Genomic DNA, 20,060 nt, shown 5'->3' on the forward strand with positions numbered 1-20,060 from the left:
GCAACCCTTGTAATCACAGCAGTTTCTTTGGCTACCTTTAGTGGGTTCACTCACCTCTTTTCCACCGCTTTTTTCGCATGCGAAACCATTTACGCCTGCTGGGCTTGGTGTTCGGGCTGGCAGCAGTTAGTCCGGTCTGGGCGCAGGTAACGTACCCGCGCAACGGCGTGTACGACGAACGCCCCGGCCTCTTTGCCTTCACGCACGCCACCATCTTTACCGACTACAAAACCCGCCTCGACGACGCCACGCTCGTTATCCGCGACGGGAAAGTAGAGGCGGTGGGCAAAAACCTGAAAGTGCCCGCCGGTGCGGTAGTGCAGGACATGCGCGGCCGCCATATCTACCCGGCTTTTGTGGAGGCTTACTCCAACTACGGCCTGCCCGAAGTAAAGCCCGCCGATAACCGTGGCCGCCGTGCGCAGGGGCCGCAGTTCGAAAGCACCAAAGCCGGTGCCTACGACTGGAATCAGGCCGTGCACCCCGAGGTAAACGCCGCCGAGCTGTTTAAGGTGAACGACGAGCAGGCCGAGCAGCTGCGCAAGCTGGGCTTTGGGACTGTGCTCACGCACCAAAACGACGGCATTGCGCGCGGTACGGGCGCACTAGTGGCCCTGAGTTCAGGCCGCAAAGAAGCCGAAGTGCTGCTGCTCGACCGGGCTGCTGCCGCATACTCGTTCGATAAAGGCACCAGCACGCAGGATTACCCTTCGTCGCTCATGGGCAGCATTGCCCTGCTGCGCCAAACCTACCTCGACGCCGACTGGAACCAGCGCAACCCGCAAAAAGAGCAAAACCTCTCGCTGCGGGCCCTAAACGAACAGCGCCGCCTGCCCCAAATTTTTGAGGTGCGTGATAAACAAAGCCTGCTGCGTGCCGACCGCGTGGGCGACGAGTTCGGTCAGCAATACATCGTTAAAGGCCGCGGCGACGAGTACCAGCGCATTGAGGATATAAAAGCCACCAAGGCGCCGCTGATCCTCACGCTGAACTTCCCTGATGCCTACCAGGTAGATGACATTTACGATGCCACGCGCATCGCCCTCGAAGACCTGAAGCACTGGGAAATGGCCCCGGCCAACGCGGCGCTGCTGCAGAAAGCCGGCGTGCGTTTCGCCCTGTCGTCGGCCGACCTGAAGGACAAAAAGAAGTTCTGGACGAACTTGCGCACGGCCGTGCGCTACGGCTTGCCCGAAGAAGAAGCCCTGCGTGCCCTCACGGCCACCCCCGCCGAGCTGCTGAAAGTGCAGGATAGGGTAGGGGCCTTGAAGCCCGGCATGGAAGCTAACTTCCTAGTGACCTCAGCGCGCTTGTTTGCCGACGACAACGTGCTGCTCGACAATTGGGTGCAAGGCCGCCGCTACAAGCTGAGCGAGGTGCCCACCGATTACCGCGGTGTGTACGCGCTACAGATCGGCCAGCAGCCCGAGGTACGCATGCTGGTAGCCGGCAAGCCCGAAGCGCCCGAGCTGAAAGTTGCCTTGGCACCTAAGGATACCGTACGCGGCAGCCTGAGCGTAACCGGCGACCTGGCAACCATTGTGTTCAGCCAGAAGGGCAAAGCCAAAGGCCAAACCGTGCGCCTAAGTGGCTACTACACCGCCGAGGGGCGCGTGTTTCAGGGCGAAGGCCAGATGCCCGATGCCAGCCAGGTGAAATGGACCGCCCGCCGCCTCGAGGAAGCCAGCCGCGCCGCCAAGCGCGACTCGACCAAAGCCCCCGAAGCTCCGCAATTGGGCGGTATGATGTACCCCTTTGTGGCGTACGGTCGCACCGAGGTGCCTAAGCAGGAGGTGGTATTAATCAAAAACGCCACCGTTTGGACCAACGAAAAGGACGGCCGCTTGGAGGGTGCCGACGTGCTCCTGAAAGACGGTAAGATTGCCAAAGTGGGCAAGGGCTTGGTAGCGCCCAGCGGTGCCCGCACCATCGACGGCACCGGCAAACACCTCACGCCCGGCATCATTGATGAACACTCGCACATTGCCATTAGCGAAGGCGTAAACGAAGGCACCCAATCGGTTACCTCCGAGGTGCGCGTGAGCGACGTGGTAGATGCCGAGGACGTAGACGTGTACCGCGACCTGGCCGGTGGGGTAGTAGCGGCGCAGTTGCTGCACGGCTCGGCCAACGCCATTGGCGGCCAATCGGCCGTAATTAAGCTGCGCTGGGGCATGCCCGGTGAGCAGTATAAAATTCAGGGCACGCCGGGCTTCATCAAGTTTGCCCTAGGTGAAAACGTGAAGCAAGCCAACTGGGGCGACCTGAACGTAACGCGCTTCCCCCAATCGCGCATGGGCGTGGAGCAGGTGTTCGTGGATGCCTTTACCCGCGCCAAGGAATACCAGCAGGAGTGGGCCGCCTTCAACAAACTCGGCAAGGGCAAGCAAAAGAAGGTTGGCGCCCCGCGCCGCGACCTGGAGCTGGATGCCTTGGTTGAAATCCTGGAAGGCAAGCGCAACATCACTTGCCACAGCTATGTGCAGAGCGAGATTAACATGCTCCTAAACGTGGCCGAGCGCATGGGTTTCAAAGTGAATACCTTCACGCACATTCTGGAGGGCTACAAAGTGGCCGACAAGATGAAGGCGCACGGGGCTACGGCTTCCACGTTCTCCGACTGGTGGGCCTACAAAAACGAGGTGCGCGATGCCATTCCGTACAACGCCGCTATCATGACGAAGGTGGGCCTGAACGTGTGCATTAACTCCGACGACGCCGAGATGTCGCGCCGCCTCAACCAAGAAGCTGCTAAAACCATTAAATACGGCGGGCTTTCGGAGGAAGAAGCCTTGAAGCTGGTTACGCTGAACCCCGCCCGCGCCCTGAAGCTCGACAAGCAGATGGGCTCGATTAAGGAAGGCAAAGATGCCGACGTGGTGCTCTGGACGGCCAACCCGCTGAGCATTTACGCCAAAGCCGAGCGCACCTTCGTGGATGGCCGGCAGATGTTTGATCTGGAAAGCGACCTGCAACTGCGCCAGCTGATGAAGCAAGAACGCCAGCGCCTGGTGCAGAAGATGATTGATGCCAAGAAAGGCGGTGCGCCCACTCAGATGGGCGTGCAGCGCCAAACCGGCCACTTTCACTGCGACACGGTAGGCGAAGACAAAGACCTGGATCAGTAAGCCCTGGAAGGCGCTCCAGCTCGTGCGGCGCTACCTCAACTTATCAGACAAACAAGCCATGCGCTTTACGCATAAACTCTTTACCCTAGGCGTTGCCCTAGGTGCCACTGCAACTTCAGCCCTGGCGCAGGTGCCCACGCCGGCACCGCCGCAAGCCAAGCCCGTGCTGCTGGTGGGCGGCACGCTGCACGTAGGCAACGGCACCGTAGTGAACGATGCCGCCGTAGCTTTCGATAAAGGCCGCATTACCTACGTAGGTGCCCAAAACGGCTTTGCTGCCGACAAGGCCGCCTACGAGGTAGTGGATGTGAAAGGCCAGCACATTTACCCCGGCCTGATTTTGCCGAACACCACCCTAGGTCTGACGGAAGTGGACGCCGTGCGCGCTACCGTCGACTCGCGCGAGGTGGGCGTGTTCAACCCTAACGTGCGCGCCCTGATTGCCTACAACACCGACTCCGACATCATCCCGACGCTGCGCACCAACGGCGTGCTGCTGGCCCAGGTAACCCCCAGGGGCGGCATGATTTCGGGGCAAAGCTCGGTGGTGCAGCTCGATGCCTGGAACTGGCAGGACGCCGCCGTGAAGGCCGATGACGGCTTGCACCTGAACTGGCCCGGCATGGTGCTGAAGCTCAGTGCTACCGAAGATGCCCAAGCCGTGCAAAAACGCCAGGACACGCGCGAGCAGCAACTCCGCGACCTGGAAAGCCTGTTGAGCGAAGCGGCCGCCTACCAGCAACTACCCAAAGGCCGCAAAGAAAACCTGCGCCTTACGGCCCTGGGTGGCTTGTTCGACGGCTCCAAGACGCTGTTCATCCACGTCGACTACGGCAAGGAGATTATCGAGGCGGTGCGCTTTGCCAAGCGCCTGGGCGTGCAAAAGGTGTCGGTAGTAGGCGCCCGCGACGCTTGGATGGCCCTCGACTTTCTGAAGCAGAACAACGTAGGCGTGGTGCTTTCGCGCATCCATGCCTTGCCGCGCCGCGCCGACGACGACTACGACTTGCCCTACAAGCTGCCGTACATTTTGCAGCAGGCCGGCATTCCGTTCTGCCTCGATTACCAAGGCGACATGGAAATACCCGGCTCGCGCAACTTGGCCTTTATTGCCGGCACGGCGGCCAATTTCGGCCTGAGCAAGGAGGAAGCCCTAACGGCCGTAACCCTGAGCCCCGCCCGTATGATGGGCCTCGATAAGGACTACGGCAGCCTGGAGCAAGGCAAGAGTGCCACCTTGGTGGTAAGCACCGGCGACCTGCTTGATATGCGTTCCAACAACGTAACGCGCGCTTATATCGACGGCCGGTCCTTTAGCCTCGAGAACAAGCAGCTGTACCTCAACCGCAAGTTTAGCGGCAAGTACGGTTTGTAGCGTAGCCCTCCCGCTCGACAGGTATGCCGAGCGGGAGGCTCGCTTGAGCTGAATATCTTCTGCTAATCATACCTGAGCTTGGATCGATCCGCAGCGGTAAGTATTTACCGCTGCGGATTGCGTATTTACCACCTAGGTGACGCGCAAAACTTGCTTGTATATTGTCAGGGTGCAATTGCACTGATAATTTACTGACAGTCAGGTATGGAGTCTGAAGGTCGCATTGCCCGCTATTACTTCCCTACTGTTGCCCTCCCGATTGTATCGTACTTTGCGGTGCTATCCTGCTGAGTCCGCAGCGCAACAAGCTTTCGTATAAATACCCGCATGTTTGGCAATAGCCTAGGTGACCCTTCCATGAGCAACAATTCCGGAGCCGTGAGCCAAGCCTCGACCAATGTTTTGCAGGTGCTCCTGGTCGACGACCACCCATTGGTAATCGAAGGCATAAAAGCCTTGCTGAAAGACATCCCGGATATACAGGTGGTAGCAACAGCCAGCGGGGGCGGCGACGCCCTGCTGCGTTTGCAGGAAAACCCCGCCATCCGGGTGGCAATTATCGATTTGAACATGCCCGGCATGACGGGTGTGGAGTTGATGCGTTCTATCCGGACGGCGCACCCCTCGGTGTGCAGTTTGGCCTTGTCGGTCTTTCACGATCATAGCTCCGTAACCGATGTCATGGAGGCGGGCGGCTCGGGCTACGTGCTCAAGAACACCACCAAGCCCGAACTCACCGATGCCATTCGGCAGGTGGCGGCGGGGCGTACCTTCTTCAGCCCCGAAGTGGGAGCAGCGCTGCTGCAGAACCTGCACCGCAACGGCAACAACCACAGCGAAGCTCGCGAGGAGCGCCCCGTGGAGCTAACCGCCCGCGAGATGGAGATACTGCAGTTGATTGCGCGCGAGTACCCCAATGCCTTAATTGCCGAGAAGCTGTTTATCAGCGAGCGAACGGTGGAGACGCACCGCAAAAACATCCTCACCAAAACCAACTCCAAGTCAGTGGTCGGGCTTATTCAGTACGCACTTAAGCACAAGCTCATCAACAATTCCTAGGTGCGCCTAGGGTCTTTTCGAAAGAGCGAGCGAACCTCCCGGCAGCAGTGCCGGGAGGTTTTTTGCTTTAAGCGAGCTTAAGTAGGATAAAAATAGTTTTTGATCCGAAACTCAACCATAGTCTATGAGGTGCCGTATTGCGTCTGCGAACACTGTCTAGGTATCTACAGCTTGTGTTGTATCCGAGCTGGTACTGAGTCAGTTGGTACGTGCTAATACGGATATTAAATTCCGTAATGCTACGGATGGTGTCGCAACAAAATATTCTGTTATCTTAGCATCGTTCAATTAATTAAAATTTAATTTATACTTGTAAACGACTTCTTGCTTAGCTTACGCTTCTTCACACCCAACCTCTTTTCCAACAACCTTAAACACGAGAACGAACATGGCTTCAAAGATCCTCTCCTTCATCTGCCACGTCCCCGGTGTAATCCCTGGCGCCTACCCGGCTGTTCCTACCTCGAGCAGCGCTCCGGCCAAAACCGCAGAGCGTCAGCCCGTCGACGCCAACAGCGGTGGACACTTCACGGCCATCTATGAGAATGACAAATTTGTGCGCTTCAAGTACATACACAACCAAGCATGAGAACACACTGACGCTATTTGCCTCTGGCAACTCCCACGCGCATCGCCCACTTGGCTAAGCTAGGTGGGCGATGTTGCTTTTGCCCCAAACACCATAGGCACGGATTTCGCCTAACTTGCACACCAGACCAAGTGTGCTGTTTAGCCTTATGCCGATTGCCTCTGTAATGTTGCGTAGCTGTGTGGTGCTGTTGTGGATGTGTGCAATGCTGGGCCACCGCCAAGCGGCTGCGCAAAACGCCCCAACGCCCACCGAGGGTACTTTTTACGGGGTAGTGGCCCGGGCCAGCGGACGGGCGCTCGAGGTAAAAGGTGCTTCGGCCGAAGCCGGGGCAAGCGTGGTGCAGTGGGAGTTTACCCAGGCCCAAAGCCAGCAGTGGCGCTTTGTGCGCATCAGCCCGGGCAGCGAGTGGTACCGCATTGAGGCGCGCCACAGCGGCAAGTGCCTCACCCTCGAACGCCCCGACGAAAACGCCCCCGTGGTGCAGCGCCCCTACACCGGTAGCCTGTATCAGCAATGGAAGCTGGTAGCGGCTGGCCCAGTGGGTTGCGCTCAAATCGTAAGCCGCGGCAACGATTTTTGCCTGGCTGTGCCCAATACCGATAAGCTGAACGGCACCGGCGTGGTGGGCCAGCGCGCCCAAACCAAAGCCACGCAGCAGTGGCGCATGTTTCCGTTGCGGCTGCAAGTGGCCGAAACCGCCCGCACCTTTGGTACGCCCGCGCCCCTAGGTGCCGCCATCAATACGCCGTCGAACGAGCTGCACCCGGTGCTCACGGCCGATGGCAAAACCATGTTTTTCGTGCGTACGCGCTTTGCTGGCAACACCGAAGGCAACACCGAATCGGGCGACGTATGGACAAGCCAAACCACCGACAACGGCCAGACCTGGAGCCAGGCTACCCGCCTCGATGCTCTTAACTCGCCGCAGCACAACGGGGTGCAAGCCGTATTAAGCGGCGGCAATGCCCTGCTGGTGCGCGGCTGGTACCAGTCCGACGGTACTTCCAAGGACGAGGGCGTTTCCAAAGCCCGGCGCATAGGCAATGCCTGGGGCAAAATGGAGTCGGTGGAAATCCTGAACTACTACACCACCGGCACCTCGTCGACGTTTTACATGACGCCCGACGAAAAAGTGCTGCTGATGAGCCTTGAGCGGGCCGATGGGCAAGGCGCCAACGACTTATACATCAGCCAGCCCGACCGCGATGGTGGCTGGACAGAGCCGCGCAGCCTGGGCGGAACGGTGAATTCGCCTGGTTTCGACTTTGCACCCTGGCTCGCGCCCGATGGCAAAACGCTGTACTTCGCCTCGTACGGCCACGCCGGTTACGGCAGCGCCGACATTTTCGTGTGCGAACGACTTGACGACACCTGGACGCGCTGGACGGAGCCCCGCAACCTAGGGCCCGTGGTAAACGGGCCTGGTTTCGATGCCTACTTTCAGCTGGGCCCCGATGGCAAATCGGCTTATTGGGCCGCGGCGCGTACCACCAACGGTCCCGCCGACATAGTACGCGCGGCCGCGGGCCTTACGCCCGCCCCCGATACGGTAGTGGCCCAGGCACCCGTAGCGGCCGTTGTGCCCGTAGCTACTGCCCCGCCGCGCGGCTTTGTGCAAGGCCGCGTGCTCGATGCCCGCACGCGCAAACCCGTGGTGGCCGAGGTAAAAGCCCAGCGCCTAGGTGGCGACATCGTATTCAATGCCACGGGCCGCACCGATGCTTCGGGCGGCAATTACCAGTTTAGCTTGCCCGCGGGCCGCTACCGCGTGGCCGCTACCGCAGGTGGTTTTCTTACCGTAACCGATACCATCACGGTTTCGGGGCCGCTGACGATGGATTTGCTCGTGATGCCTGCTGCCGTAGGCTCACGCCTTGAACTGCCCACCATCATTTTCGCCCAGGGCAAGGCCAACCTGCTGGGTACTTCGTACGCCGAGCTGAACCGCCTGGCTCGCACGCTGCAGGACAACACCTCGGTGGAAATCCGCCTTGAAGGCCACACCGATAATCAAGGCGACGCCAAGCTGAACGTGAAGCTTTCGGAAGAGCGCGTGGCCGAGGTAAAACGTTACCTCGTGACCCGGGGCGTGGCCGCCGAGCGCATCAGCACCGTCGGGTACGGCGGTACCAAGCCCCGCGCCAGCAACGAGCGCGAAGAAACCCGCCGCCTCAACCGTCGCGTGGAGTTCACCATTACCAAGCAGTAGGGTGCTGGTTGTCAGTGGCTAGTTGCCGGTTGTTGGGGCTGATGCAGTAGGTGGCTTGCACGAACAAACGCTGCCGGGCTGTGGAATTGCCAACGGCTCGGCTGCCGCTTGCGTAGCGGCATAAAGCCCCGCGTACCATCGAAGCGTTTGCACTAACCACTGCCATCTGATAACTCCCCCATGAAAGCCACCATTCAGCGCGAAGTGTCGTTGCCGAAGCTGCCTTCTGCCTCGGGTATTGAGGTAGTGGGCGACTTAGCGTACATCATCGGCGACGACGCCCCCTTTCTGTACTGCCTCAGTGCCCGCGACATGGTGGCCGGCAACCCGGTGCAGTTGTTCGAAACGGCGCATTTCAGCTCCGGCCGCATTCCCAAAGACCTCAAGCCCGACCTGGAATGCCTCACGGCTGTGGCGCTGCCCGATGGGCAAAAGGGCCTACTGGTGATGGGTTCAGGCGCTACCACCGCGCGCGAGGTAGGATTTTGGGTTACGCTCGGGGCCGGCACCCCGCCCGCGGCTACGGTGTATCCGCTTTCGCTTACGCCGTTGTACAACGCCTTAAAGCCCTTGCTGCCCAAAGGCATTGCGCTGAACCTGGAAGCCGCCGCAGCTACCGCCGACACGCTCTTTCTGATGCAGCGCAGCGTAGGCACCGATGCTGGCAACCTGGTGTTTCGCTGCTCCCTAGGCGCCGCCATGGATTTTGTGCAGCACCGCACTGCGCAGGTTCCGCGCATCGAGGTGCAGCGCTATGCCTTGCCGCACATCAACGGCAAACCGTCGGGTTTGTCGGGCGCTTCGGTGCACAAAAATTTGCTGTTCGTTTCGGCTTCAGTGGAAGATACCACCGACCCCGTGGCCGACGGCGAGGTGCTCGGCAGCTTCGTGGGCATCATCGACCCGAAGCAGCAGAGCCGCAATGCCGTGCCTACCCGCATGGCGCAGCTGGTGCAGCCCAACGGCAAACCTTACTTGGGCAAAGTTGAGAGCATAACCGTGCGGCGCGAACTCGCCCGCGGCCGCTACGAACTGCTGCTGGTTACCGACGATGACAAAGGCGGCTCCACAGCCGTGGAGGTAGAGCTAACCACCTAGGGTACTAGGCTGGCAACAGGCAAAATCACCTAGGCAGCCGGCTACTCGTCCAGTTTGGATGCAGGGGCCACCTTGCGCAACTGCCGGCCCAGCACCACTGCCGGGCCGCTGGCAAACCGCACTAGCATGGAGCCGTTGCGCCCGCGTATGCACTTGCCGCGGCTATCGAGCACGGGCTGGCACAATTGGCCGATGAGGCCCGAAGCCATGAGGCGGCTAAGCCGGTCGCCTAGGTAACGGTAGGTGGTGAGAGGTGCGCTCATGAATAGCAAAGCCCCCCATCAGCCTGAGGTGCCGATGCGGGGCCTGCTGTGTTTACTGCTGCACTAACGTTCCAGTTTCGCGCCTGGGTCAACGCTTGGGCGCTCCGGAGTGTTGCTGACGGCCCAGCCCGTGGCGTACATCCAGCGCGTCATGCGGGCGAGCTTGGTGATGTCGATGCGCGAGGCTTCGTCGCGGGGCGTGTGGTAATCGGGGTGGAGCAACGTGGTGAAGAACAAGCCCGGAATGCCCGCGCGCACGTAAGGCAAATGGTCGCTGCGGAAGTACCAGCCTTCGGGGTGCTTGGGGTCGTCCCAGGTGTTGTCGAGCTTGAACTTAGTGAACTGGTTGTTGGCTTGCAAGGCCATGTTCACCAAGGCCGTGGAGTTGCGGTGCGGCGGCACCGAGCCCAGCAAAGCTGCCGAGTCGGGCGCGTTGCGGCCAATCATATCGCCGTTCAGCACGGCTACAATCGAGTTTTTGGGCACCGTGGGGTGCTCGGCGTACCAGCGCGAACCCAGCAGGCCGCGCTCTTCGGCGCCGTGCCACACAAACAGCGCCGAGCGACGGCCGGGGTTCTGTTTCCAGGCCCGCCCAATGGCCAGCATGGCCACGCTCACGGTAGCGTTGTCGTCGGCGCCGTTCCAGATAGAGTCGCCCTGCAGGGCCGGGCCTACGCCGTCGTGGTCGTGGTGCCCGCTGAACAACACGTGCTCGGCCCGCAGAGCAGCGTCGGAGCCAGGCGCGCGGGCTATTACGTTGATGGATGGATAGATGTAGCTGTCGACTCCCAAACTCGCCTTAAGCGTGGCTTTCGAGCGAAGCCGCGCACCTAGGGCTTGGCGCACCAGCAGCAGGGGGGCAGCCGGTGGGGTAGCTGGAGTGGTGGTAGCCGGCAGGTTGTAGGTACCGTCTTCGTAGCGGAAGCCTACAAAGCCCAACTGCGGCTCGGCAGTAGCATCGGCCACCAGCACAATGCCCGCTACGCCCTTGCTGCGCAAAGCGGCACCCTGCTGACCTAGGGCCGATAAAATGTACCGAAAGCCCCACAGGCTCATCTTGGGTGCGGGCAGCGGTGTAGGCGGCAGCAGGTTCATGGCCACGATCTTGCCGCGTAAGTCACGCTTGGTGGTGTCGGCCATGGAATTCAGCCACACCACTGGTCCATCGAGGCGCGCCTCCACGGGGTTAGTCACCCAGGCATCCTGCCACAGCGCTATAACTTGCCCGTTGAGCTGCACCCGGCTATCGGCCGATACGGCCACTCGGCGCAACGGGTAAAACTGAAAGTAAGTACCATCGGCACCGGCAGGCTCGAGGCCGGCTTCGCGGGCGCGGTCGGCTACCCACACGGCCGCGCGTAGCTCGTCTTCGCGGCCGGCGCGGCGCCCGCGCAGGCTGTCGCTGGCCAGTTCAAACAAGTCGCGGCGCAGCTCGTCTTCGCGAATGGCACCAAACGCAGGTGGCTCGGTAGGCGAGGTACTAGCCTTGGAAGAGGCACCTGGCGGCCGTGTGCCGCAGGCCGTCAGCAAGCTGAGCGCGGCGGCTAGCAAGAGTAAAAAGTAGTTCATAGGGATGGTGAAGTGGATATGGGGTGTCATCAAAAGGTACCTTAGGTGCCTTAACAGGCATACAGTATAGCCATGCCTAGGCACCAGTGCTGCGTGCCAAGCTACTGCTATAAAGAGTACATAGGGAGCGACGCAGCAGGTTGTTACACGCGCTGTAGCTCTAGTACGCCGGGAACCTCCGTTTTGCTCGGCAGCTCACCGGTGCGGGCAAAGGTGGTCCAGAGCGCGCGCACTTGCCGGCCGGCTTCCGCAACTTCTTCCCACGGCACATCACCTAGCAGTGGCACCGCTTCCCACGTTTCGCGCGTGCCTAGCAGCAAGGGCAAATCGATGGTGTGCGCGGCACCGAACAGGCTGCCGCGGGGGCTGAAGGTTACGTTAAACAGGTACGCGCGGCCACCCGCTTGAGCATGCCGCCGCGCGAAGGCAGCGGCCGGAGCCACGTAGATACGCCGCGAGCCTTCCGCCACGAGTTGGCGAGTGAGGGTTCGGCCGAGCAGCGGCACCCGCTCAATCCGGCGAAACTTCGGATCGATAACGGCAAAAAAGCGCAGTTCCTCCGCCGTCGCCCCGATAAGCACATCGATGTTGGGTGCTGCCAACTGCCATGCTTGCGCTACAGACGCCTCGGGTGGTAGCGGGTAGGCACCGTACTGCGTGCCAAAGGGCATTCCGCTTTTCAGCCCAGCCCACCGTGCCGCCCGCCAAGCTTTTACCTCCATAGCCAACACCTCATCGGCGCTGGCAGTAGCTGCTATGGTGCCCACCGCCGCGGCCATGGCCTGCGTCATGCGGGAGCGGTTGGGAGCTAGACCAAGCGGCGCGCTGTGCAGTATTACGCGCCCGAACAACCCTGCGGCACCCTCCGCAACCATGAGGTGCGCGGCCGCGTCGCCGCCCGATGAGTGGCCCAGCAAGGTTACGCACGCCGGGTTGCCGCCAAAGCCGGCAATGTTGCGTTGCACCCAGCGTAGCGCCGCCATCAGGTCGAGCAGGCCTAGGTTCGCCGGAGTATCAGCCCGACCTAGGAAGCCAAACAAGCCTAGCCGATAGGTAACCGCTACCACCACCACGCGCTGTTCGCTAACGAGCGAAACGGGGTCGTAGAAGGCCAAGTCGCCGGCGCCGCTCACGTATGAGCCGCCGTGTATCCACACGATTACGGGTAGCTGCTCACCCGGGCGCGCATCGGCTGGTGCCGTAACGGTCAGCCGCAGGCAGTCTTCGCTGTAGGTGCGGCCGGCCAGTACCGGACCTAGGGCCTGGTTCAAAAGCGAATCGACTACCTGCGGGCACGCCGGCCCCGGGCTGGTGGCCTGGATAGGCGCAGCGGAAGCCGGCTCGTCAACTGGCGGCTGAAAACGAGTAGCCCGAGCATAGCGGATACCGCTGGCTCGCACCACCGCACCATCGTAATAGCCGACGATGGTGCCGGCTGGCGTATGAAAGTGAGCAGGAGAAAGCGTGGACATGCAGAAAGTGGCAGCAGAGCCAAGCTTTACGTTAGCCCGCGCAGCACGGACGAGCTAGGCCGAGGTATAGAAAAACAAAAAGCCCTTCGGCAGCAGTGCCGAAGGGCTTTTGAGTACCCAGAGCCGGGGTCGAACCGGCACACCTTGCGGTATTGGTGTTTGAGACCAACGCGTCTACCGATTCCGCCATCTGGGCTTGTCTCGTTCCCACGACTCAGGAACGGGTAGCAAACTTAGAGAGACTTTCGCGAATGCGCAAGAGGTAGCGGCGTTTCAAATAATAAGTACGCACCTGCTGCAAGGCCGCTGCGCGTTCCTCTGCGGGCAATCCAGTGTAGCCCTGGAGTACCGGCCGAATGGCGGTTTCTATTTCATTTTCAATTCGATCTACCTCGGTTTGTACCCGCGTGGCTACCTCGGTATCAGGCTCAAATTCCAGCTCCATCAGCTGCTCGTTGAGGTCCATAACTTCCATTAAAAAATCTGCCGGAAGCTCTTGTTTGCCTTCTTCGAGCAGGCCGTGGCGCTGCAAAATGTACTGCAGGCGCTGGTCGTAGCTCGAAAGGGTACGGTAGGCGTTGGTGTTTTGCGTGGAGAGCTCCAGCATTTGCTGCTGCTGCTCGGGCGCAGCCGTGGCATGAAAGTCGGGGTGATACTCGCGGCTGAGGGCGTAGTATTTTGTTTTAAGGGCCTTTTCGTCGGGCAAAAAGCTTTCGGGAAGACCGTAGAAGGCAAAGTAGTCGGGCTGCATAAGGCAAAGCGCACGGCTGCGGCCGCACGAAACGGTGAACGGAAGCCGGTAATGCACCAGCTGTGCCGGGCAACAACGGGCTCCTGGGTTTGGTTTGGCTACAGCACCGAATCGGGGGGTGGGAGCTGGGCGCTGTTGGCCGTTACCGGGTTTACGGAAAACGCGACGGGCGGGGCGGCGAACAGGCGCTTGGTAGCCGGCCACACCTCGCCAAACAGCGCAGATCGGCGGTAGGCATCGAGGTGCTCGGCCGAATCCCAGTGGCTGTGGGTGCAAAACACGTTGGGGGCGTCGGCATCTTGCCACAGCTCCATGTGGCGGCAGCCGGGTTGTTGCCGAATCCGGTCTTCGGAAGCCCGAAACACGTTCAGAAAATCGGTAACGGCTTCGGGCCGAAACGTCATGCGTACAATGCGAACCAGCATAGCTATTACTAGTTGATAAAGGTGGAGCAACCTAGGGCTTGTTAGCTACTCCTGTGCAAACCGCACATCCACCTGCGAATCGAAGTGCAAGCCGAGCAGTTCGGAGGCATTGCCCTGGTTTACGCCGATGCACAAAGCCCCCTCGCTGTTGAACACGCACACTGCGTCGCCGGGGTCGGCGGTTTGGTAGTGCGTGGCAATGTGGCGCACGGTTTCGCGGGCGAAGTGAATGGAGTAGGGGCGGTCGTGGCCGACGGCCTCAATGGCTGCGCGGGTGATGTTGGTAATGAGGTTGCCGTAGTGGTCGACGTGCACCACGTGGCCGGTAATGCGGTGATCTTGCAGGCGCAGCTGGCGGTTGAGCAGCTGGTACAGCTCGGTAGTGAGCGGCCCTAGGTCGGTGAGGGCGCCGCCTTTGGCTAGGTGCGCGGCCGCGGGCACCAGCACCTCGCGGGTGGGGGAGGCGGGCCACTCAGCTGGTTGCGGCAATTGCACCAGGTCGTCGGGGCGGCCGTCGGTGAGCAGCGTCAGGATGCCATTGTCGGCGGCTACAAAGTAGTGCCCGCGCCACGAGGCAGCCAGCCAACCGCGGCGGCCGGCGCCGTGGTCTTCAACACCAATCAGGTGTACCGTACCCTCGGGAAAATCAGCGAAAACCGAACCTAGCACGTGTACGGCTTGCGCGATGTTGAACGGCTCGATGGCGTGCGTAATGTCGAGCACGGGCACGGCCGGCGCTAGGCGCAGTAGCTGCGCTTTTACCGCGGCCACGTAATGGTCGCGGTAGCCAAAGTCCGAAAGGAACGTTATCAGGCCCATTGACCGTTTTTGAGAAGAATGCGTACTATTGTTTAAACCCACTGCGGAGGCGGCAAAAGTAGGCAATCGGCCCCGACTGACCGCTCAGCAAGTTGGCCGCTTTTCTTCTCTCTCCACTGCGCCATCGGCGTTTTCACATCTATCTAGCTTGGTCGAAAAAGTCATTACGCTTGAGAACGTTTCGCTAGTCGACTTCTTAGGCCCCGACAACCAAAATATCCGCCAGCTGGCGGCTGCCTTCCCCGGCAGTAAAATCATTTCGCGCGGAAACGAGATTAAGATTCAGGGCCAAACGGCCGTTATCCAGCGCATCAACGACATCCTATCGTCGCTGCTCGAGCATTACCACCAGTACGGCCAGGTAACGGACAAAACCGTGGCGCAGTACGTGGGCTCGTCGGATGAGGAACTGGAGGACGCCCGCCTTGCCTCGTCGCCCGACGTGATTTTGTTTGGCGCGAAAGGGGGCATCATCAAGGCCAAAACGGCCAACCAGCAGCGCTTGGTTGATGCCGTGAACAAAAACGACCTCGTGTTTGCCCTCGGGCCGGCCGGTACGGGCAAAACGTACATTTCGGTGGCCTTGGCCGTGCGTGCCCTCAAAAACAAAGAGGTCAAGAAAATCATCATTTCGCGCCCCGTGGTGGAAGCCGGTGAGAACCTAGGCTTTTTGCCCGGCGACATGAAGGAGAAAGTTGACCCCTACCTGCGCCCGATTTACGACGCGCTGGAGGACATGCTGCCGCCCGAGAAGTTTAAGTTCTACCTCGAGAACAAGACCATTGAGATTGCGCCGCTGGCGTACATGCGCGGCCGCACGCTCAACCACGCCTTTGTGCTGCTCGACGAAGCCCAGAACACCACGCCTTCGCAGCTGAAGATGTTTCTGACTCGTATGGGCCCGAACGCCAAAGTGATGGTGAACGGCGACCGTAGCCAAGTAGACTTGCCCACGAAGATTAAATCGGGCTTGTTCCAAGCTTTGGATATTCTGCAAGACGTGCCTGGTATTGGTTTCGTGGAAATGTCGGCCGAAGACGTAGTGCGCCACCGCTTGGTGAAGCAGATTGTAATGGCCTACGACAAGCACGACGCCGACCAGCAACGTGCGCAAGCCGAGCGCCCGGTGCGCCCCGCGCGCTACTACCAGCCCGGGCAGCGCCCCGCCGAAGCCGATGGCGACGACCGCCCGGTGCAGGAACTGCCCGTAAACCAAGAGCAGGCCTAGGTAACGCTGGCTAATATTATTCGACGGCGCGGTAGCTTTGCTGCCGCGCCGTTGTGCTTTTCTGAACCTTATCCTCGATATGATTACCGCCCACCGCATTACCGCTCCCGCCGAACTTCAGCAGGCCTTTGCTATTCGTGAAAAGGTGTTTGTGGAAGGTCAGAACGTGCCGCGCGAGCTGGAGCACGACGCGCACGACCAAGCCGGAGCCACGCACTATTTGGCCCAAGCAGCCGATGGCACACCCTGCGGCGCGGCCCGCTGGCGCCGCACCGAAGGCGGCGTGAAGCTCGAACGTTTTGCCGTGCTCGAGGAATACCGCAACCAGCAGGTAGGCAGTGCTATCCTGAAAGCCGTGCTACGCGATGTGCAGGCTATGCACCCCGAAGCCACGGTGTACCTGAACGCGCAACTGCGCGCAGTGCCTTTTTACGAGCGCCACGGCTTTGAGAAAGTAGGCGAGCAGTTTACCGAAGCCGACATTCAGCACTACAAAATGGAGTGGCGCAATGCCGCTGCCGCGGGGTTGTAATACGCAACCGAAGCCATCCTTAGCCACCTCAAGTGTGCCTCGTCCGTACAAACCTGCCTAGGCAAACCGTACGCGTGAGGCATTCTTAGTTAAAGGCAGCTATGGCAGTTCGCTCCACCACCATTTCGTGGGCTACGCACCCTGCGGTGCGGCTGGTATTGGCCCTGGTTTTGGGTATCGTCATCTGGTTTTACTGGGGCGCAAGCTTGCCGGAACTGCTGCCTTGGCTGGCTGCGGCCGAGGTATTGTACCTAGGTGCTAACCTGTGGGCGGCACGGGCCAGCACCCCCGGTGCGCACGATGCTGCGGGGCTGCTGGCCCTAGGCGTGGTGGTACTGGCCGGCACTACCATAGCGCAGCAAGCCACCGAAAGCCGCCGCTCCGAGCACCTCTATCACCAAGGTTCCATCGAGTTTTACCGCGCCGTGGTCGACGACTACACCGTGGTGCGGCCGAATACTTACGCCACCACGCTGCGCGTATCGGCCGTGCGGGTGGCGGGGCAGTGGCGGCATGCCTTAGGTGGCGTGCGGGTATCGGTGCCGCGCTACGAGGCCAACGCCCAGGAGCCTCGTTACGGGCAGGTGTGGCTAGTGCGCGGTGCCCCAACTCCGGCCAAAGCCCCGCTCAACCCCGGCGAGTTCGACTACCGGCGCTACCTCGGCTACCACCAAATCTACCATCAGCAGTTCGTGCACCCCGATCAGTACCGCGTGCTGGCCGTGCAGCCGCCCAACTGGTTGCGTTACTACAGCATGCAGGCCGCCAAACACCTGGAAGGTGTTTTCAGGCGCTACGTTACGGCTAAGCGCGAATTTGCCATTGCCGATGCCTTGGTGCTCGGCCTGAAAGACGAGGTCGACAGCGACACGAAGCAGGCTTATGCCAACACCGGCACCACGCACATTATGGCCGTTTCGGGGCTGCAGGTGGGCTTGCTGTTTGGCGTACTGCAGCTGATCCTAGGCCGGTTTTTCGGCAACACGCGCGGGTTTCGGGTATGGTCGGCAGGGGTGGGGTTGCTGGTCATTTGGGCCTACGCCTTCCTCACGGGATTATCGGCGTCGGTGCTGCGGGCGGCGGTAATGTTTTCGTTTGTGGCGGGCGCGCGGGCCGTAGGCCGGCAAAGCAATATGTACAACACGCTGGCGGTAGCTGCTTTTTGCTTGCTGCTCTACGACCCGTACCTTCTCGTTGATGTGGGTTTTCAGCTCTCGTTTCTGGCCGTGCTCAGCATTGTGTACCTGCAGCCGCGCATTGCTGCCTGGATAGACGCCCAGGAGTGGACCGCGCGCAAAATTCGACCGTGGCAACCGCGCTGGCAGCAAAAGCTCTTAGGTGCCGCGGGTTGGGCACTGGATGCGGTGTGGCAAGCGGTGGCGCTTTCGTTGGCGGCGCAGGTGGCTACGTTTCCGCTGGGTTTATTCTACTTCCATCAGTTCCCGCTCAGCTTCCTGCTCTCCAACCTAGTAGCGGTACCCTTGTCGTCGCTGGCACTTTACGTGGGCCTGGGGCTGCAAGCCGTGGCTTTTCTGGCTGAAGGCGCCGTGCGGCTAACGGGCTTGCAGGCGCTGCTGTGTCTGCCGCGCAGCTTAGGGTGGGTGTTCGAAAAGCTCATCTGGCTGTTCAATGAATACATTGTGTGGGTGGGCCAGGCTATGCCGGGCGCATTGGTGACGGGAATTCACCTCACGCCGCCCCAAACCTGGTTGCTGTATTTGCTTATTGCATTGCTGCTGGCCTTTGTGGCGTGGCGGCGTTTGGTGTGGCTAGGTGCCGCAGCGCTGGTGTTGCTGGTGTTCTCGGGCAGTAGGGTTACGGCGGCGCGGGCTGTGGCAACCGATAAGCGGCTCATTATTTATAGCATACCCAGGCGCTCAGCGTTGGGCTTGCACGATGGTGCCTCGGCCCTCATTATCACCCCCGATTCGATGCCGCTCAACCACACCGAGCAAACCTACCGGGTACTGCCGGGCCTCATCGAGCGTGGCAACCGGCAGGTGCGCTACGTGGCGGGGTGGCCGCCACAACTGGCCGTGCGCCACCTAGGGCAGGGTGGGCCCGTGTTGCTTAGCTGGCACGGCAAGCGCGTGGCCTACGTTAGCCAGCGCCTCTGGAAAGGGCAACAGCCGGTGCCCGTCGATATGGTAGTGCTGCGTCGCAACGCCCGCGTGTGGCCCGAGCAGTTGCTGGCTACCTTCGGACCAAGGGCCTTGGTGGTGTTCGATTCGTCGTGCCGCTCGTGGTATGTAGAGCGTCTGTCGGCGGCGCTGCAAAAGGTTGGCTTGCGCGTGCATGATGTAACAGCGCAAGGTGCTGTGGTACAGCGGGTAGCAAGTGCACCGATGAAAGAGCAAGTTGTACTATCCAACTAAGTTTGGCAGCACCCCGTCCAAACTCATTATTCCTTCGTACATTCTCTCAAAGCGACGCCCCGACATAGTCGATTTTGTTGTCGCATCATTTTTGTTAGGTTTGACCTGAGCCCGTTTGGGCCACCGCCGCGCACCGGGCCTGTATGGCTCCGCTCTTGGGTACCGTGCCTCAGAACAACGCGCCGCCAAGGCCTTCCACCACACCCCATACGCAACGACGACTCATGGAAGATATGGCTACCCAGGAGCTAGAGGCGTTACAGTACATTCGCTACGAGGCGAATGATGCCATTGGCTACATCACGCTCAATCGCCCCGAAAAACGCAACGCCCTCAGCTCGGAGCTCGTAACCGAGCTGAAGCATGCTTTTGAATACGCCGAAAACGACCCCCACTGCAAAGTGGTGGTGCTGCGTGCCGAGGGGCCAGCCTTCTGCGCCGGTGCCGACTTGGCCTACATTCAGGAGCTACAAAATTTTGGCTACACCGATAACCTGGCCGATTCGACGCATCTGATGCAGTTGTTTCACCAGATTTACACGCTCAAGAAAATTGTGATTGCGCAGGTGCAGGGCCATGCCTTGGCAGGCGGCTGCGGCTTGGCTACGCTCTGCGATTTTTCGTTTGCCGTACCCGAAGCCAAGTTCGGCTACACCGAGGTGAAAATTGGTTTCCTGCCAGCCATCGTGAGCGTTTTCTTGCTGCGCAAAATAGGGGAGGCCCGCACCAAGCAGTTGCTGCTTACGGGCGAGGTATTTTCGGCTGAGAAAGCGGCGGCGTACAACCTGATTAACGAAGTAGTGCCTGCCGAGCAGCTCGCCGACCACGTGCACCGTTTTGCTCGCAAGCTGTGCGTCGAAAACTCGGGGCAGAGCATGGAAATCACCAAAGAAATGATTGCCCGCATTCCGGAGCTCCCGCTCGAAGAAAGCTTGCGCTACGCCGCGCGGCTAAATGCTGAAGCGCGTGGTTCCGAAGATTGCCGCCGGGGCATTTCTGCTTTCCTCAACAAAGAAAAAATTACCTGGAACTAGCGCCTAGGTAATCACAGCTACGCGACGCGCGGCATTCTGCTTACGGGCACTCGGGTGTAATTAAGCCTACCACCCGCTTGCCAGCAGAACGCCGCGCGTCGTTGCTGTAGTGGCGGACCTGACATTGGCTT

The 20,060-nt window shown here is 60.4% G+C and carries 16 protein-coding genes and 1 tRNA gene; 10 read left to right on the forward strand and 7 right to left on the reverse strand.

Annotated features, from left to right (window positions below; all coding sequences use genetic code 11):
- The first annotated feature begins 77 nt into the window (after positions 1-77).
- The 6 genes from ASU33_RS03165 (at position 78) to ASU33_RS03190 (ending at position 9,461) form a co-directional block, all read left to right on the forward strand.
- Positions 78-3,128 (forward strand): amidohydrolase family protein, encoded by a 3,051-nt coding sequence (locus ASU33_RS03165; RefSeq protein ID WP_059068030.1) that lies wholly within the window; start codon positions 78-80, stop codon positions 3,126-3,128.
- Positions 3,129-3,186: 58 nt separating this feature from the next.
- Positions 3,187-4,503, forward strand: a complete 1,317-nt coding sequence (locus ASU33_RS03170; protein ID WP_059068033.1) for an amidohydrolase family protein — start codon at positions 3,187-3,189, stop codon at positions 4,501-4,503.
- A gap of 357 nt (positions 4,504-4,860) precedes the next feature.
- Positions 4,861-5,562 carry a response regulator gene (locus ASU33_RS03175; RefSeq protein WP_059068035.1) on the forward strand — a complete coding sequence of 234 codons (702 nt, stop codon included), beginning with the start codon at positions 4,861-4,863 and terminating at the stop codon, positions 5,560-5,562.
- Between the two features lie 388 nt (positions 5,563-5,950).
- Positions 5,951-6,151, forward strand: coding sequence for a hypothetical protein (locus ASU33_RS03180; protein WP_059068037.1), 201 nt, complete (start codon positions 5,951-5,953; stop codon positions 6,149-6,151).
- A gap of 148 nt (positions 6,152-6,299) precedes the next feature.
- Positions 6,300-8,363: an RICIN domain-containing protein gene (locus ASU33_RS03185; RefSeq protein ID WP_078062826.1), complete on the forward strand. Its 2,064-nt coding sequence runs from the start codon at positions 6,300-6,302 to the stop codon at positions 8,361-8,363.
- A 180-nt stretch (positions 8,364-8,543) separates the two neighbouring features.
- The gene (locus ASU33_RS03190) at positions 8,544-9,461 is read left to right on the forward strand and encodes a DUF6929 family protein (RefSeq protein ID WP_059068042.1); all 918 of its coding nucleotides are present in this window, start codon (positions 8,544-8,546) and stop codon (positions 9,459-9,461) included.
- A 41-nt stretch (positions 9,462-9,502) separates the two neighbouring features.
- Here the strand turns inward: ASU33_RS03190 and ASU33_RS03195 are convergent, their stop codons facing one another.
- The 7 genes from ASU33_RS03195 to ASU33_RS03225 form a co-directional block, all read right to left on the reverse strand.
- Entirely contained in the window at positions 9,503-9,724 is a 222-nt protein-coding gene (locus ASU33_RS03195; protein ID WP_059068044.1) for a hypothetical protein, read from the reverse strand.
- Between the two features lie 63 nt (positions 9,725-9,787).
- Positions 9,788-11,293 carry a M28 family metallopeptidase gene (locus ASU33_RS03200; RefSeq protein WP_059068046.1) on the reverse strand — a complete coding sequence of 502 codons (1,506 nt, stop codon included), beginning with the start codon at positions 11,291-11,293 and terminating at the stop codon, positions 9,788-9,790.
- 143 nt (positions 11,294-11,436) lie between these two features.
- Entirely contained in the window at positions 11,437-12,765 is a 1,329-nt protein-coding gene (locus ASU33_RS03205) for a carboxylesterase family protein (RefSeq protein ID WP_059068049.1), read from the reverse strand.
- Positions 12,766-12,879: 114 nt separating this feature from the next.
- Positions 12,880-12,961: transfer RNA gene (locus ASU33_RS03210), tRNA-Leu, on the reverse strand.
- Positions 12,962-12,979: 18 nt separating this feature from the next.
- Complete coding sequence (locus tag ASU33_RS03215) at positions 12,980-13,516, reverse strand: iron-sulfur cluster co-chaperone HscB C-terminal domain-containing protein (RefSeq protein ID WP_059068051.1); 537 nt, start codon at positions 13,514-13,516, stop codon at positions 12,980-12,982.
- Positions 13,517-13,614: 98 nt separating this feature from the next.
- Complete coding sequence (locus ASU33_RS03220) at positions 13,615-13,941, reverse strand: putative quinol monooxygenase (RefSeq protein ID WP_059068054.1); 327 nt, start codon at positions 13,939-13,941, stop codon at positions 13,615-13,617.
- Positions 13,942-13,986: 45 nt separating this feature from the next.
- Positions 13,987-14,760: an SAM hydrolase/SAM-dependent halogenase family protein gene (locus ASU33_RS03225; protein ID WP_059068056.1), complete on the reverse strand. Its 774-nt coding sequence runs from the start codon at positions 14,758-14,760 to the stop codon at positions 13,987-13,989.
- A 148-nt stretch (positions 14,761-14,908) separates the two neighbouring features.
- On the opposite strand from ASU33_RS03225, the gene ASU33_RS03230 reads away from it, so the two are divergent.
- The 4 genes from ASU33_RS03230 (at position 14,909) to ASU33_RS03245 (ending at position 19,929) form a co-directional block, all read left to right on the forward strand.
- On the forward strand, positions 14,909-15,988 hold the full coding sequence (locus ASU33_RS03230; protein ID WP_078062828.1) for a PhoH family protein: 1,080 nt from the start codon (positions 14,909-14,911) through the stop codon (positions 15,986-15,988).
- A 79-nt stretch (positions 15,989-16,067) separates the two neighbouring features.
- Entirely contained in the window at positions 16,068-16,520 is a 453-nt protein-coding gene (locus tag ASU33_RS03235) for a GNAT family N-acetyltransferase (protein WP_059068058.1), read from the forward strand.
- 101 nt (positions 16,521-16,621) lie between these two features.
- Positions 16,622-18,895 (forward strand): ComEC/Rec2 family competence protein, encoded by a 2,274-nt coding sequence (locus tag ASU33_RS03240; protein ID WP_059068059.1) that lies wholly within the window; start codon positions 16,622-16,624, stop codon positions 18,893-18,895.
- A 224-nt stretch (positions 18,896-19,119) separates the two neighbouring features.
- Entirely contained in the window at positions 19,120-19,929 is an 810-nt protein-coding gene (locus ASU33_RS03245; RefSeq protein ID WP_078062829.1) for an enoyl-CoA hydratase/isomerase family protein, read from the forward strand.
- The last annotated feature ends 131 nt before the right edge of the window (positions 19,930-20,060 follow it).

It is taken from the genome of Solirubrum puertoriconensis, assembly GCF_001483135.1.
Lineage (GTDB): Bacteria > Bacteroidota > Bacteroidia > Cytophagales > Hymenobacteraceae > Solirubrum > Solirubrum puertoriconensis.

Bases quoted from the DNA above. Each gene is read 5' to 3' on its own strand.
- ASU33_RS03200 (WP_059068046.1), bottom strand. From the start codon at position 11,293: ATGAACTACTTTTTACTCTTGCTAGCCGCCGCGCTCAGCTTGCTGACG.
- ASU33_RS03175 (WP_059068035.1), top strand. From the start codon at position 4,861: ATGAGCAACAATTCCGGAGCCGTGAGCCAAGCCTCGACCAATGTTTTG.
- ASU33_RS03185 (WP_078062826.1), top strand. From the start codon at position 6,300: ATGCCGATTGCCTCTGTAATGTTGCGTAGCTGTGTGGTGCTGTTGTGG.
- ASU33_RS03180 (WP_059068037.1), top strand. From the start codon at position 5,951: ATGGCTTCAAAGATCCTCTCCTTCATCTGCCACGTCCCCGGTGTAATC.
- ASU33_RS03190 (WP_059068042.1), top strand. From the start codon at position 8,544: ATGAAAGCCACCATTCAGCGCGAAGTGTCGTTGCCGAAGCTGCCTTCT.
- ASU33_RS03215 (WP_059068051.1), bottom strand. From the start codon at position 13,516: ATGCAGCCCGACTACTTTGCCTTCTACGGTCTTCCCGAAAGCTTTTTG.
- ASU33_RS03240 (WP_059068059.1), top strand. From the start codon at position 16,622: ATGGCAGTTCGCTCCACCACCATTTCGTGGGCTACGCACCCTGCGGTG.
- ASU33_RS03165 (WP_059068030.1), top strand. From the start codon at position 78: ATGCGAAACCATTTACGCCTGCTGGGCTTGGTGTTCGGGCTGGCAGCA.
- ASU33_RS03245 (WP_078062829.1), top strand. From the start codon at position 19,120: ATGGAAGATATGGCTACCCAGGAGCTAGAGGCGTTACAGTACATTCGC.
- ASU33_RS03225 (WP_059068056.1), bottom strand. From the start codon at position 14,760: ATGGGCCTGATAACGTTCCTTTCGGACTTTGGCTACCGCGACCATTAC.
- ASU33_RS03220 (WP_059068054.1), bottom strand. From the start codon at position 13,941: ATGCTGGTTCGCATTGTACGCATGACGTTTCGGCCCGAAGCCGTTACC.
- ASU33_RS03195 (WP_059068044.1), bottom strand. From the start codon at position 9,724: ATGAGCGCACCTCTCACCACCTACCGTTACCTAGGCGACCGGCTTAGC.
- ASU33_RS03235 (WP_059068058.1), top strand. From the start codon at position 16,068: ATGATTACCGCCCACCGCATTACCGCTCCCGCCGAACTTCAGCAGGCC.
- ASU33_RS03170 (WP_059068033.1), top strand. From the start codon at position 3,187: ATGCGCTTTACGCATAAACTCTTTACCCTAGGCGTTGCCCTAGGTGCC.
- ASU33_RS03205 (WP_059068049.1), bottom strand. From the start codon at position 12,765: ATGTCCACGCTTTCTCCTGCTCACTTTCATACGCCAGCCGGCACCATC.